This window comes from Streptomyces sp. NPDC050619 (assembly GCF_040654815.1).
In the GTDB taxonomy this organism is placed as follows: domain Bacteria; phylum Actinomycetota; class Actinomycetes; order Streptomycetales; family Streptomycetaceae; genus Streptomyces.
The window spans coordinates 75452-89024 of sequence record NZ_JBFAIR010000034.1; the positions used below are offsets into that span (position 1 = coordinate 75452).

The 13573-nt window shown below is 70.8% G+C and carries 12 protein-coding genes; 2 read left to right on the plus strand and 10 right to left on the minus strand.

The genetic code is table 11. The features are described 5' to 3' along the window. Positions 1-9 precede the first annotated feature (9 nt). From AB0I77_RS40365 to AB0I77_RS40375, 3 genes are read right to left on the minus strand one after another with little or no spacing between them, the layout of a single operon-like run. Complete coding sequence (locus AB0I77_RS40365) at positions 10-798, minus strand: ABC transporter ATP-binding protein (protein WP_363287806.1); 789 nt, start codon at positions 796-798, stop codon at positions 10-12. Beyond that, a complete protein-coding gene (gene cbiQ, locus AB0I77_RS40370) occupies positions 774-1535 on the minus strand; it encodes a cobalt ECF transporter T component CbiQ (RefSeq protein ID WP_363287807.1) in 762 nt (253 codons plus the stop codon). The genes AB0I77_RS40365 and cbiQ overlap by 25 nt, the downstream gene beginning before the upstream one ends. 1 nt (position 1536) lies before the next feature. After that, entirely contained in the window at positions 1537-2598 is a 1062-nt protein-coding gene (locus AB0I77_RS40375) for an energy-coupling factor ABC transporter permease (protein WP_363287808.1), read from the minus strand. Positions 2599-2782: 184 nt separating this feature from the next. Between AB0I77_RS40375 and AB0I77_RS40380 the strand changes: the two genes are divergently transcribed. Continuing rightward, complete coding sequence (locus AB0I77_RS40380; protein ID WP_363287809.1) at positions 2783-3157, plus strand: SsgA family sporulation/cell division regulator; 375 nt, start codon at positions 2783-2785, stop codon at positions 3155-3157. Here AB0I77_RS40380 and AB0I77_RS40385 read toward each other — a convergent pair. The 7 genes from AB0I77_RS40385 to AB0I77_RS40415 form a co-directional block, all read right to left on the minus strand. Further along, complete coding sequence (locus AB0I77_RS40385) at positions 3134-4816, minus strand: penicillin-binding transpeptidase domain-containing protein (RefSeq protein WP_363287810.1); 1683 nt, start codon at positions 4814-4816, stop codon at positions 3134-3136. The two genes, AB0I77_RS40380 and AB0I77_RS40385, sit on opposite strands and share 24 nt — an antisense overlap. A gap of 108 nt (positions 4817-4924) precedes the next feature. Next, positions 4925-6565: a penicillin-binding transpeptidase domain-containing protein gene (locus AB0I77_RS40390; RefSeq protein WP_363287811.1), complete on the minus strand. Its 1641-nt coding sequence runs from the start codon at positions 6563-6565 to the stop codon at positions 4925-4927. Between the two features lie 182 nt (positions 6566-6747). Then, on the minus strand, positions 6748-7710 hold the full coding sequence (speB, locus tag AB0I77_RS40395; protein WP_363287812.1) for an agmatinase: 963 nt from the start codon (positions 7708-7710) through the stop codon (positions 6748-6750). A gap of 30 nt (positions 7711-7740) precedes the next feature. Then, entirely contained in the window at positions 7741-8511 is a 771-nt protein-coding gene (locus tag AB0I77_RS40400) for an SDR family oxidoreductase (protein ID WP_363287813.1), read from the minus strand. A 1-nt stretch (position 8512) separates the two neighbouring features. Beyond that, complete coding sequence (locus AB0I77_RS40405) at positions 8513-9208, minus strand: SDR family oxidoreductase (protein ID WP_363287814.1); 696 nt, start codon at positions 9206-9208, stop codon at positions 8513-8515. Next, the gene (locus AB0I77_RS40410; protein ID WP_363287815.1) at positions 9205-10665 is read right to left on the minus strand and encodes an amino acid permease; all 1461 of its coding nucleotides are present in this window, start codon (positions 10663-10665) and stop codon (positions 9205-9207) included. Before AB0I77_RS40410 ends, AB0I77_RS40405 begins: the two co-directional genes overlap by 4 nt. Before the next feature lie 143 nt (positions 10666-10808). Continuing rightward, entirely contained in the window at positions 10809-11765 is a 957-nt protein-coding gene (locus AB0I77_RS40415; protein ID WP_363287816.1) for a polysaccharide deacetylase, read from the minus strand. A gap of 194 nt (positions 11766-11959) precedes the next feature. Here AB0I77_RS40415 and AB0I77_RS40420 point away from each other — a divergent pair, with 194 nt between their 5' ends. After that, positions 11960-13552, plus strand: coding sequence for a PucR family transcriptional regulator ligand-binding domain-containing protein (locus tag AB0I77_RS40420; protein WP_363287817.1), 1593 nt, complete (start codon positions 11960-11962; stop codon positions 13550-13552). The last annotated feature ends 21 nt before the right edge of the window (positions 13553-13573 follow it).

The following is a 13573-nucleotide window of genomic DNA, read 5'->3' on the forward strand; positions in this document are numbered from 1 at the left end:
CGCCCATTGTCACGGACGGCCGGGAGTGGGAGCCGCGGAACGCGGGTCGAAACCGAAAGGCAGCTCCAGCCGATGGGCGCCCATCAGCTCGTCGTCGGCGAGCAGCTGTGCCGTCTTGCCGTCGGCGGCGATCGTGCCCTCGCTCAGGATCAGGGAGCGCGGGCACAGCTCCAGCGCGTAGGGCAGGTCGTGCGTGACCATCAGGACCGTCACGTCCAACGACCGCAGGATGTCGGCGAGTTCGCGGCGCGAGGCGGGGTCGAGGTTGGAGGACGGCTCGTCCAGGACGAGGATCTCCGGCTCCATCGCCAGCACGGTCGCCACGGCCACCCGGCGCCGCTGGCCGAAGGAGAGGTGGTGCGGGGGCCGCTCGGCGAAGTCCTGCATGCCGACCCGCCGCAGGGCCACCCGCACCCGCTCCTCCAGCTCGGGCCCCTTCAGCCCGGCCGCGGCCGGTCCGAAGGCCACGTCCTCCCGCACGGTCGGCATGAAGAGCTGGTCGTCCGGGTCCTGGAAGACGATGCCGACCTTGCGCCGGATCTCCGCCATGTGCTGCTTGCCGACCGGCAGCCCGGCGACCGTCACCGTGCCCGTGCCGCCGGTCAGGATGCCGTTGAGGTGGAGGACGAGCGTCGTCTTGCCGGCGCCGTTCGGCCCGAGCAGCGCGACCCGCTCACCGCGCGAGACGGTGAAGTCCACGCCGAACAGGGCCTGGTGCCCGTCGGGGTAGGCGAAGGCCAGACCGGCCACTTCCAGTGAAGGTGTCACAGGTGTCACAGCGTCCATCCCAGCAGACATACGACGAGGGCGGCGAGGGGGAGGGTGAGGGCGTACGACCACTGCGCCCGGGACGCGGTCACCTCGTCGATGACCGGCATCGAACCGGCGTACCCCCGGCTGATCATGGCGAGATGCACCCGCTCCCCGCGTTCGTACGAGCGGATGAAGAGCGCGCCGGCCGACTTCGCGAGGACGCCCCAGTGCTTGACGCCGCTCGCCTCGAAGCCCCGCGACTCCCGCGCGATCCGCATCCGCCGCATCTCGTCCGTGATGACATCGCCGTAGCGGATCATGAAGGAGGCGATCTGCACGAGCAGCGGCGGGAGCTTCAACCGCTGGAGGCCCAGGAGGAGTTCGCGCAGTTCGGTGGTGGAGGCGAGGAGTACCGAGGCGGCGACGCCGAGAGTGCCCTTGGCGAGCACGTTCCAGGCGCCCCACAGGCCGTTCACGCTGAGGGACATCCCGAGTACGCCGACCCGCTCGCCCTCCGCCACGAACGGCATGAGCACCGCGAAGGCCACGAACGGGACCTCGATCAGCAGCCGCTTGAGCAGGAAGCCGACGGGCACGCGGGCGGCGTAGGCGACACACGCGAGGAGGACGGCGTACAGGCCGAAGGCCCACATCGCCTCCCGCGGTGTCGACACCACGACCACCACGAAGGCGAAGCTCGCGGCGAGTTTCGTGTGCGGCGGCAGGGCGTGCACGGGCGAGTGCCCGTGCCGGTAGAGCCTGTGCGCGTGCCCGGCGCCCATCTCAGACGCCCGTGTTCACGGACGAGGCGGGCGAGGCGGGCGAGGTGTCATCCGTACGCCGCCTGCGCACCGCCCAGAACACCGCACTGCCCGCGACGACCGTGACGCCGACGCCGATCACGCCCGCGAGACCGCCGGACAGCCGGGCGTCTTCGACGTCCTTGACGCCGTAGTCGGCGAGCGGGGAGTCGGCGTTGGCGTGCTCCTCGGTCTTCTTGTCGATGCCCTTGTCGGCGGCGACCTTCTCCAGCCCGTCGGGATTCGCGGAGGCGTAGAAGCTGACGAATCCGGCCAGGACGAGGGAGGTGACCAGGCCGATCGCCCACACCTTGCGGTGGGAGCGGGCGGCCACGGGGGAGGGTTCCGCCTCCGGTACGTCCACGAGTTCGCCGTTCACGCGCAGCTTCAGCTTCTGCTGGAGGCCGCGCGCGCCGTACACGAGGTCCGGGCGGACGGCGATGACGGCGCCGACGGTCAGCGCGGTGATCGTGGCCTCGCCGAGGCCGATGAGCACGTGCACGCCGATCATGGCGGTGGCGACCTTGCCGATGGAGACGTCTGTGGTGCCGCCGACGGCGTAGAGGAGGGTGAAGGCGAGGGCCGCGGCCGGGACGGAGAGTACGGCGGCGACGAAGGAGGCGGCCGTGACGGAGCGGCGGGTGCGGGGCAGGATCTTGACCAGGCCGCGGAAGACGGCGTACGCGACGACCGTCGTGACGACCGCCATGACCGTGATGTTCACGCCGAGCGCGGTCAGACCGCCGTCGGCGAAGAGGATGCCCTGCATGAGCAGGACCACGGAGACGCACAGCACCCCGGTGTAGGGGCCCACGAGGATCGCGGCGAGCGCACCGCCGAGCAGATGGCCGCTTGTTCCGGCCGCTACGGGGAAGTTGAGCATCTGTACGGCGAAGATGAACGCCGCCACCAGGCCGGCCAGCGGCGCAGTGCGCTCGTCGAGCTCACGGCGCGCGCCGCGCAGGCTCACGGCGACGGCTGCCGCGGCGACGACACCGGTCGCGGCTGAGGTGGGGGCGTCTATGAATCCGTCAGGCACATGCACCGTTCGATGATAGTGGCTTGTTGCGAACAACTTGCAAGAGCGGTGCGTGGGGAACAGTGTGTGTGAAGAGAGTGAGGAACGGCATTTCCGCTTCCAGAGGCGCCATCCAGGAAATGTGCGACATTGGAAGGGCAGCGGACGCACAGCTTCCACACAGGTCACGCAGCGTGAGAGGGCCGTCACGATGTCTGTAGTCGAACAGTACGCGCGAGCCCACATCGTTTCGGACGCGGACATCGTGGAGGACGAGGCCGTCCCGGTGATCCTGCGCTACGACCCCGAGACCGACCCGCGCTCGGTACGCGTCGGTCTGCCCGGGACCCACGACGAGTGGACCTTCTCGCGCTCGCTTCTGGAACAGGGCCTGCGCGCCCCGGCCGGCAAGGGCGAGGTCCGGGTGTGGCCGTGCGGGCGGGCGCAGGCGGTGGTCGAGTTCCACACCGCGGAGGGCGTCGCGGTGGTGCAGTTCGAGACGAGGGCGCTGCTCAGGTTCCTGCGGCGGACGTACCTGGCGACCCCGGTGGGATCGCGGGAGTCAGCCGCCCATCTTCAGCAGTGACGCCACGATGGGGCCAGCCGTGTCGCCGCCGTGCCCGCCCTGCTGGACCACGCCCGCGGCCGCGAGGTCGCCCCGGTAGGCGGTGAACCAGCCGTTCGGCTTCTTCTGCCCGTCGACCTCCGCCGAGCCCGTCTTCGCGCCCACGTTCCCGGTGACCCCGGACATCGCCTCGGCCGCCGTGCCATAGGCCGCCGTGTACGACATCAGCTCCCGCATGTCGGAGAGCGTGCCCGCGGACAAGGTGCGCGAGGCGGTCGCCAGCTTGCGGTTGTCGACGGTCGGGGACACCAGGTAGGGCTGCTTGAAGGTGCCCGACTCGATCGTCGCCGAGACCGACGCCATGTTCAGCGGGTTCATGCGGACCCCGCCCTGGCCGATGAGCGAGGCCGCCATCTGGGCGTCGCTCTGCACCGGCACCGAGCCGTCGAAGGTCGGGACGCCGATGGCCCAGTTGTTCATGGACAGCCCGAAGACCTGCTCGGCCTGCTTGGTCAGGTCGTCGTCGTCCAGCTTCGGCGCCTGGCTGATGAAGGCCGTGTTGCAGGAGCGGGCGAAGCTCGCCTTGAAGGTGCCGCCCTTGATCTGGAACTTGTCGTCGTTCTGGAACTTCCAGCCGCCGTAGGTGAAGTACTTCGGGCACGGATGCGCCTTGTCCGGCGACGCCAGGCCCTTCTCGATCAGCAACGTCGAGGTGATGACCTTCATGGTGGAGCCGGGGGCCAGTGAGCCCTGGAACGCCGTGTTGAAGCCCTTGGAGGCGTTCGCGACCGCCAGGATCTCGCCGGTCGACGGGCGCAGCACCACGACCGACGAGCGGGCCTTCTTGGCGACCTGCTTCTCCGCCGCCTCCTGGAGCGCCGGGTCCAGGGTCGTCTTCACCGTGCCCGGTGTGCCCTTGCTCAGCTCCAGCAGGGACTTGTCGGAGAGCTTGTCCGCCTTGGCCGCCTTGCCGCGGACGACCTGCAACTCGACGCCCGCCCGGCCGCCCGCCGTCTTGCCGTACTTCTCGCGCAGCCCGTCAAGGACCGTGCCCAGCGACGGGTACTTGGCCTTGGTGATCTCGTCGCCGTCCCGGTCCAGCGCCTTGACGGGCGGGGTGCCGGACTCGCCGGTGACCAGGGTGTCGCCGTCCTGGAGGTCGGGGTGGACGACCGAGGAGTGCCAGGCGACCTGCGGCTTTCCGTCGGTGGTGGCCCGGACGACGGTGAGCGCGCCGGCGTACGTCAGCGGCTTGCTGGTCTCCTTGTACGCCACTGTGGCCTTGACGGTGAAGGGGACCTTGTCGCCGGTGGGGGTGCCCGGGGTGAGCGTGACGCCCTTGATGTGGGCGTCCTTGGTGTATCCGGTCAGCAGGGAGGTGGCCGCCTTGGCGTCGCTCGTGGTGGCTGCCGCCTGGGGCACCTTGCCCTGCTGCCAGGCCGTCAGGAACGCCCGGGCCGTGGTGGTGACCTCGGTCGCGGACAGCGGGCCGGACGGGATGTCCTTCGCCTTCTGCTCCGCTGCCGTGGTCTCCGTCCGCTTGCCGTCGTCGGCGGCGGCCCCACCGCCGTACAGCGCGTAGGCGCCGAAGCCGGCGCCGCCGACGACAACGGCGATCAGCCCGCCGATCACGGCGGGCTTGGTCTTCCGTCGCTCGGCGACGCGCCTTCTGTTACCCACTGCCTTCGATCCTCCGCGAATCTCCAGGGTCCCCGTTGCCCTCAGCCAGCACAGCATTCACGACAACGACGAGGCACAGCCTAGAGTCCCGGTCCGCGGGGGATGACGTCAGCCGCCCGCTCGTAGCACGTCTGCGACAATCGGGCCCGCCGCGTCGCCGCCGTGTCCGCCCTCCTCGGTCATGGCCGCCGCCGCCACGTCGTTGCGGAATCCGGTGAACCAGCTGTTGGACTCGGCCTGCCCGTCGACCTCCGCCGAGCCGGTCTTCGCGCCGATGTCCCCGCCGAGCCCGGCCATCGCCTCCTGGGCGGTGCCCTGGGTCGCGGTCAGCCGCATCATCTGCTTGAGCTGGGAGGCGGTGCCGGCCGGCAGGCCCTTGGCGGTGGCCAGTTGGCGCCCGTCGAGGTCCGGCGAGACCAGGTAGGGCTGGCGGAAGTCGCCGGTGATGGCGGTGGCCGTCACCGAGGCCATGTTCAGCGGGTTCATCTGGACCTGGCCCTGGCCGATGGCGTTGGCGGCGCGGTCCGGGCCGCCGGAGGCGGGGACGCGGCCGTCGAAGGAGACGACGCCGGTCTTCCAGTCCAGGCCGAGCCCGAACCGCGTCTGGGCCTCCGTGGTCAGCGACTCGTCGGTGAGCGGCTTCTCGTCGATGAGCTTGACGAAGGCCGTGTTGCACGACCGCAGGAAGCTGTTGGCGAGCGTGGCGTTCGGGTTGGGGCCCATGCCCCTGAGGTTCTTGAAGGTCTGGCTCTGCCACACGGCCGTGTTGTCGCAGGGAGCCGGGCCGTTCATCGAGGTCACGCCGTTGTCTATGAGCATCGCGGCGGTGATGATCTTCATCGTGGAGCCGGGTGCCTGCGTGCCCTCGAAGGCCGCGTTGAAGGCGTCCGTGCGGTTGTTGGCCACCGCCAGCACCTCACCGGTGCCCGTCTTCACGGCGACGACCGACGAGTTGTCGTACTTCTTGACCGCCGTCTCGGCAGCCGCCTGCGCGGTCGCGCTGAGCGTGGTCTCCAGCTTGCCGGTCTTGCCCTTGGCGAGGGTCAGCAGCGGGGTGTCGGCCGCGGCCTCGTCGGCGCGCCGGATCACCAGTTCGATGCCGGGGGTGCCGCCGGCCTTGTCGCCGTACTTGTCGCGCAGGGCGTCCAGGATCGGGCCGAGGGAGGGGTACTTCTCCTTCGTCAGCACGGTCCCGTTCCGGTCGAGGGCCTCGATCGGCGGGTTCGCCGACTCCTCGGTGACCAGGGTGTCGTCGCGCCGCAACTCCGGGTGGATCACGGTGGGCTGCCAGTCGACCAGCGCCCGGCCGGTGGTGACCCCGCGCACGACGGTCAGCTCGCTCTTGTACGACAGCGGCTTGGACCTGCCGTCGTAGGACACCTTGGCCCGCACCGTGTAGGGCACGGTCGCCCCGGACGCCGTACCGGGCGTGATCTTCACACCGGCGATGCGGGCGGCATCGCCGTACGCCGTCAGCAGCGGCTCGGCCGCCGTGCTGTTGTTCGTGTACCCCGCCGCGGTCGCCGCCTGCCCCTCCTCCCAGGCCGCGAAGAACCTCGCCGACGTCTCCTTGATCTCGTCCGCGCTCGGCGGCCCGCTCTTCTTCGGCGCCGTCCCGGCCGAACCGGCCCCCGATGTACCCCCGTCGCCGTTCAGCGCGGACACGATGTTGAACGCGCCGTACCCGGCCCCGCCGACCATCACAGCGAACACACTGCCGATGACGGCGACCTTTACCCCCCTGCCCATGAGGCAGTCCCCTCCCGTTTCCCGTTTCCCCGTGGAGCCTTCCTCACGTTCTTGAACGCGTTCAGAAAGGCTTGCTGTGCGTGGCACTCTATGCGGAAGGGGTGACCGCTGTAACGGATGTTTCCTTTTTGTTGGGAGGAATGGGGGCCTTATGGGGACCCCGGGCGGGGGCTGTTTCCGGCCTACTTCCGGGCCATGAGGGTGATCAGGTCGAACAGCACGGTGGCGGCGGCGAGCGAGGTCACCTCGGCATGGTCGTAGGCGGGCGCCACCTCCACGACATCACCGCCGACCAGGTGCAGTCCGGTCAACCCGCGCAGTACGTGCAGGAGTTCGCGGCTCGTCAGCCCTCCGGCCTCCGGGGTGCCCGTGCCGGGTGCGAAGGCCGGGTCGAGGACGTCGATGTCGACGGAGAGATACACGGGGAGGTCGTCGACCCGCTCGGTGATCGCCTGAATCGTGCCAAGCAGGCCGAGGACATCGATGTCGCCCGCCCGGATCGTACGGAAGCCGAAGCGCTTGTCGGCGTCCATGTCGCCCCGGCCGTAGAGGGGGCCGCGGATGCCCACATGGATGGAGTGGTCCTCGACCAGCAGGCCTTCCTCGAAGGCGCGGCGGAAGACGGTGCCGTGGGTCGTCGGCGCCTGGAAGTAGGTGTCCCAGGTGTCCAGGTGCGCGTCGAAGTGCACCAGGGCGACCGGACCGTGCTCGCGCACCACCGTGCGCAGCATCGGCAGCGCGATCGTGTGGTCACCGCCGATCGCCAGCAGTCTGCGGCCGCCGCGCGCCACCTCCCGCGCGTGGTCGGCGATCTGGCCGAGCGCCGTGTCGATCGAGTACGGGGTGACCGCGACGTCACCGGCGTCGACGACCTGGATCTCGTCGAACGGCGCGGTGCCCAGCTCGACATGGAAGGCCGGGCGCAGATGACGGGACGCCTGCCGGACGGCCATCGGGCCGAACCGCGCCCCGGGACGGTAGGAGGTGCCGGTGTCGAACGGCACGCCCAGCACGGCGACGTCGTAGTCGCCGACCTGGCCGATCTCCGGCACCCGGGCGAAGGTTCCGCTGCCGGCGAAGCGGGGGACTGTCGTGCCGTTCACCGGGGGGAGCGGTCCCAGCGGACCACGGGATGTTTCGGGCATGGGGGGTTCCTGTTCCGCTGGAGGGATTGTTCAGGCGCGGGCTCTGGTGGAGCCGCCGTTGGGCTGGAGGACCTGGCCGATGAGCGCGCCCGCGCCGGGCGAGGCGAGGAACGAGACGGCCGCGGCGATGTCGGCGGGCTCGGCGAGCCGGCCGACCGGCATCAGACGCCGGTAGCGCTCTCGCAGCTCCTCCAGCGTGAGGCCCGCGTCCTCGGCGTCCACGCGCAGTTGGTCGGTGTCCACGTAGGACGGCGCGACACAGTTCGTGAGGATGCCCTGCGGGCCCAGCTCGCGGGCCAGTCCCTTGGCCATCGCGATCAGCCCGGCCTTCGATGCGGCGTAGGCGGTGGCGTTGCGCTGCCCGATCACCCCCCACTCCGAGGCGATGATCACGATCCGGCCGTGGCCGAGCGTCCGCATCCCCGGCAACACGGCCTGTACGACGCGGAAGTGGCCGGAGAGGTTCACCTCGATCTGGTGCCACCACTCCCGCGGCGGCTGGTCGAGGAAGGGGCTCATCGCCATCGCCGCGGCATTGGCCACCAGCACGGCCACCGGCCGCCCGGCGCGCTGCTCGACGCCGGCGACCATGGCGCGTACGGCGGCCGGGTCGGCGATGTCGGCGGGCGCGGCGAATCCGCCGGTCCGCTCGGCCAGTTCGGTCAGCCGTCCGTCGTCGGTGAGGTCGTTGACCGCCACGGTGTGGCCGTCGGCGGCCAGCCGCAGGGCGGTCGCCCGGCCGATGCCCTGGGCGGCGCCGGTGACCAGGGCGAGGCTGCCCTCCTTGATGCCGGACGCCATGTCAGATCACCGCCCCGGCGTTCGGGGACAGCACGTCCCCGCAGTACATGCCGCCCTCGGTGGCCAGGTAGCGCACGGTGTACGCGACCTCTTCCGGTGTGACCAGCCGGCCCAGGGGCAGGGTGGCCAGGTACGCCGGATCGCGCCACGGTGAAGTCGCGGCCAGGAGCGGGGTGTCGGTGGGGCCCGGCGCGACGATGTTGACGCGGATCCCGTCGTCGGCCACTTCGAGAGCGAGCGACTTGGCGAAGCCGAGCACCGCGCCCTTCGCGGCGACGTAGTGCACATCGCCGCTGCCGCCGGTGAGCGCCAGTTCCGAGGAGATCACCACCACCGCGCCGTCCCCGGCCGAGGCCAGGTGGGGCAGCGCGGCGGCACAGGTGTTGACGGTGCCGCCCAGGATCACGGCGAGCATGCGGTCCCACTGCCCGAGCGTGACGTCGGCGGCGTCGATGCCCTCCTCGTAGTACCCGGCCGCGGTCACCGCCAGGTCGAGCCGGCCGAATCGCTCGACCACGCGCGCGACCGCCTCGGCGACCGCCTGACGGTCGGTCACATCGACGACGACCGGCAGATCCGTCGCGGAGGGGCGGAGGTCGAGTCCGGCGGTGTGCCAGCCCGCCGCTGCCAGCACGTCGGCGGTCGCGGCGCCGATACCGCCGGCGGCACCGGTGATCAGGGCGACCCGGCCGCTCACTTGGAGGTCACCGAGGCGGTACTGCCCGGCCGCGACATCGACCAGTACACGAGCGCGCCGATCGCACCCAGCACCCCGGTCATGATCAGCAGTCCCCAGTCGAGGTACCACACGCCGTTCACGGCGCGCGGCCAGGCGATGTTGACCGACTCGAAGACGATCCATACGGCCGCCGCGTACGTCACCGGCTTGCCCCACCGGCCCAGGGACCACTCGCCGGGCTCCCAGGTGCCGCGCAGCCTGACGTAGACCGCGCCGAGCACGGGCAGGGCGTAGGACAGGTAGAAGCCGGCGTTGGCGAAGGAGAGCAGCAGCGCGTAGATCTTCTCCGCGCTGATGAAGAGCAGCGACCCCGCGACGAGCGCGGTCAGGGCGATGGCGCCGCGCGGCACGCGCTCCTTGCCGGAGAGCCTGCCCAGGAACCGGGCGCCGGGAAGGGCCTTGTCGCGCGCTCCGGCCCAGATGGCCCGGCTGACCGCCGCCTGTACGGCCATCAGACTGGCCGCGAACCCGATGACCAGGGCGATCAGCAGGGCCTTGCCGGTCGCCGAGCCCAGCCCGGCCTCCAGGGTGGTGGTGACCGGGTCGGCGTCCTTGCCGCTCAGGACGTCCGCGATGTTCGGCATGGCCAGCAGGATGCCGAGGCTGGCGTACATGACGAGGATGCCGACGGCGGCCAGCGCCAGGGCCATCGCCTTGGGCAGCACGCGCCGGGACTCCTTGACCTCCTCGGCGATGGAGCCGGCCGACTCGAATCCGACGAAGGACCAGCCGGCGATGGCGACGGCGCCGAGGAACGGTCCCGTGAGCCACGCGGACCCGTGCGCCGTCCCCTCCCCGCTGAAGAGGACCGAGAAGGAGTGGGTGCGGTGGGCGAAGAGCAGCACGGTGCCGATGCCGAGGGTGGCGATCAGCTCGGCGGTCAGGCTCACGTAGAGGAGCGCCTTGAGGAAGCGACCCCCGATCATGTTCGCGGCCGAGCCGAACAGCAGGACGCCCAGCGCGGTCAGCGCCTGCTCGGTGCGGCTGAAGCCGGTGACGCCGAGCGCCCCGAGCAGGAAGCCGGATCCGGCGAAGGACAGGGCCGACAGGGCGAGGGTCAGACCCCACATGTAGGCCCAGTTGGTGAACCAGCCGTAGCGCGGGCCGATCAGGTGGCGGGCCCACTGATAGACGCTGCCCTGGAGCGGCCAGCGGGAGACCAGTTCGCCGAAGACCCCGCACACCAGCAACTGGCCGACGAGGACGACGGGGAAGGCCCACCAGAAGGCGGGCCCGGCGGTGATGACACCGAGGGCGAAGACGCCGTACATGCCCACGATGGGCGAGACGTCGGAGAAGGCGAGGGCGAACGCGGATCTCAGGTTGTACTGCTGTTTGAGTCCGTCGGCGGCTTCGGTGTCGAGTGCGGGGTCGGGCGGACCGGCCAGGGCGGCGGTCTGGGCGCTTGGGGTCATCACAGGGTCCTGTCGCGGAGGGCATGCGGGAGTGACACGACAGGCGCCCTTGCCTGTGTGCGCGGGTGACGAGTCAGGGGTGACGAGTGAGGGGTGACGAGTCAGGGGTGACGAGTGAGGGGTGACGAGTGAGGGGTTGGCGTTCAGGGGCGCTTCTGTACCCAGTACGCCTGGTCCGGGTCGGGGAGCTCCGGCTGCGGGCAGGTGCGCGGGGAGAGACCCAGGGACGCGGTGTGCTCGGCGACCTCGGCGACCGTGGTGATCCACAGGCCGGGCAGCGCCTTCATCCGCTCGATCAGCCGCTCCAGCGCCTCGGCCCGCGAGGGGCGGCCGGTCAGGAACGGGTGGCAGGTCAGGACGAAGCAGGCGCCGAGGCGGTGCATGGCCTCCAGCTCCCAGGTCCACATCTCCAGCACCTTGGCGGGGCTCTCGATCACGCCGGTGCCGATCAGGTCGGGCAGGAAGGCGTACTGCTCCCAGTCGTCCAGCCCCCAGGAGACGGGCACCTGCACGATGCTGGGGGCCTGCGGCCGTCCGTCCACGGCCAGCCGGTAGGGGTGATCGGCGTCCATGAGGCTGGAGTCGTAGAGGAATCCGCGCTCTTCGAGGAGCCGGGGGGTGTGGTAGTTCAGCTCCCACATCGGCGCCCGGTAGCCGACCGGCCTCACGCCCGCGACCTCGTACAGGGCCTTGAGTCCGAGGTCGAGCATGTCCGCCTCGGTCGTGGCGTCCATGCCGACGGTGTTCTCGTGGAAGTAGCTGTGGTGGGCCACTTCGTGACCTGCCTCGACCACCGAGCGCACGACCTGCGGGTAGCGGTGCGCGGTGTATCCGGGGACGAAGAAGGTGGCCTTGAGGCCGTGGCGCTCCAGCATGTCGAGAATCCGGGGTACGCCGACCAGCGGTCCGTAGGACTGGTGGCTCATCGGGCTCATACGGTGGACCGAGGCGAGGTCGGTGCTCAGCACGGCGGCCTCGGCGTCCATGTCGAACGTCAGGCAGGCGGCCGCGGTGAAGCCCTCGGGCCAGCCGATCCGTCCGGCAGCCGTGGTGGCATCACGTGCGACGCCCTCACGCTGAGAAGGATTCGCTTCTGCCATGGCGCATTCTCCGCTCGTTCTCCGCTCGTTCGATGCGCACAGCATGCGGACGGCGGGTGTGGTCCGGCTATCCGACTGCGGCGCAGAACATCGACGCGTATTCGTACTGGAGTATGAGGCTCCATTCGTGTCATACCGGTCGGGGCTGTGTGTGCAGGCGGTAACAGGGAATTCACGCCCGTCTCATCGTGGGCGTGGACGGCACCCGTACGTTCCATACGCTCGGGGACGAGGGAGGCGCGAAGGAGGCGGTGGCGATGGCGGTCACGGTGGGCGAACTCCTCGCGATGCCACACCTCCAGATGTCGCTGCACGCGGGTGCCGGCGGGGTCGACCGCGAGGTCAGCTGGGTGCACCCCTCCGACCTGCCCAACCCGTGGGCCTGGCTGTCCGCGGGCGAGCTGCTGCTGACCAACGGCACCGGGCTGGCCGCCGACCCCGGTGCGCAGACGGCCTTCATCGAGCGCCTCGCGGAGGCGGGCACCAGCGCGTTCGGGCTGGGTCTCGGCATGCAGGGGCCGCCGCTGACGCCCGCGCTCACCGACCGGGCCGACGAGTTGTCGCTGCCGGTCGTCTCCGTGCCGTACAGCGTGCCGTTCAGCGCGGTGGTGCGTGCGGTGGCCGAGGTCAACGAGCGCGAGGAGGCCCGGCAGCTCGCCGGGGTCGCCCGCCTGTACTCCCTGCTGCGGACCTCCATGGCCAGCGGACTGCCCGGACCGGAGATGTTCGGCAGGCTCGGTCTCGAGTTGAAGGCGCGGCTGTATCTGGTCGACCCCGAGACCGGTCTCTCGCTGTTCGAGGACGGTCCCGAGACCGGCTTCGCGCGGGAACTGGTCGCCGAGTACGCGGCGCACGGCGGTGCCATCCCCGGCGTGCTGCGGCTGCGCCGCCGGGCAACGGACGGCTCGGGCGCGACGATAGCCCTGGCCGTCGCGGTACCGGGCGACCAGCCCACCGCGCTGGTCGCCGAGCCGACCGGGGAACAGTTGCCCAGCCTCGACCTGCTCCAGCATGTCGCCACCGTCGGCGCCCTGGAACTGACCCAGCTCACGGCCGACCGGGACAGCCGCCGCCGGCGCGGCACGGACCTGCTCCGCCACCTGCTCGACCGCGGGCTCGACCCGACGACCGCCGGGCATCGGCTGGCGGAAACCGGCATCGGACCGGCTGCCGCTGTGCTGGTACTCACCCCGGTCGCGTGCGACGCCACCGCCGACGACGTCGACCGACGGCTGTCCAGGCTGCGCGTCCCGCACCTGCTGCTGCGGCGCGACGACAGCCTCCACATCCTGCTGGAGGACCGGCCGGAGTGCCTCGCCGAACTGACCCGGCTGCTGGACCCGTCCGCACCGATGGGCGTCAGCGACCGGATCGGCACGGCGGAGCGCGTACCGGAAGCCGGTCAGGAGGCCCGCTGGGCGCTGGGAGCGGCCGAGGCCGAGAACCGGCGGACGGTCCGGTACGGCGACGAGACCGCGCTGCCCCTGCTGCGCACACCGGCCGAGGCGCGGGTGCTGGCGTCCAGAGTGCTGGGGGCGCTATTGGCACACGACGCCGAGCACGGCACCGCCTACCTGCACACCCTGCGGGTCACCCTGCGCTGCAACCGCTCCTGGCAGCTGGCCGCCGACGAACTGCACATCCACAAACAGACCCTCGGCTACCGCCTGCGCAAGATCGAACAGCTGACCGGCCGGGGCGTGTCCCGAACCGACCACATCGCCGAACTGTGGTTCGCGGTACGCGCCCATGACCTGGTGCACGGCGGGACCCGCACAGCGAGCTGACCGGTGCCGTCAGCCTCCGGG

Bases quoted from the DNA above. Each gene is read 5' to 3' on its own strand.
- speB (WP_363287812.1), bottom strand. From the start codon at position 7,710: ATGCCCGAAACATCCCGTGGTCCGCTGGGACCGCTCCCCCCGGTGAAC.
- AB0I77_RS40400 (WP_363287813.1), bottom strand. From the start codon at position 8,511: ATGGCGTCCGGCATCAAGGAGGGCAGCCTCGCCCTGGTCACCGGCGCC.
- cbiQ (WP_363287807.1), bottom strand. From the start codon at position 1,535: ATGGGCGCCGGGCACGCGCACAGGCTCTACCGGCACGGGCACTCGCCC.
- AB0I77_RS40410 (WP_363287815.1), bottom strand. From the start codon at position 10,665: ATGACCCCAAGCGCCCAGACCGCCGCCCTGGCCGGTCCGCCCGACCCC.
- AB0I77_RS40380 (WP_363287809.1), top strand. From the start codon at position 2,783: ATGTCTGTAGTCGAACAGTACGCGCGAGCCCACATCGTTTCGGACGCG.
- AB0I77_RS40390 (WP_363287811.1), bottom strand. From the start codon at position 6,565: ATGGGCAGGGGGGTAAAGGTCGCCGTCATCGGCAGTGTGTTCGCTGTG.
- AB0I77_RS40415 (WP_363287816.1), bottom strand. From the start codon at position 11,765: ATGGCAGAAGCGAATCCTTCTCAGCGTGAGGGCGTCGCACGTGATGCC.
- AB0I77_RS40365 (WP_363287806.1), bottom strand. From the start codon at position 798: ATGTCTGCTGGGATGGACGCTGTGACACCTGTGACACCTTCACTGGAA.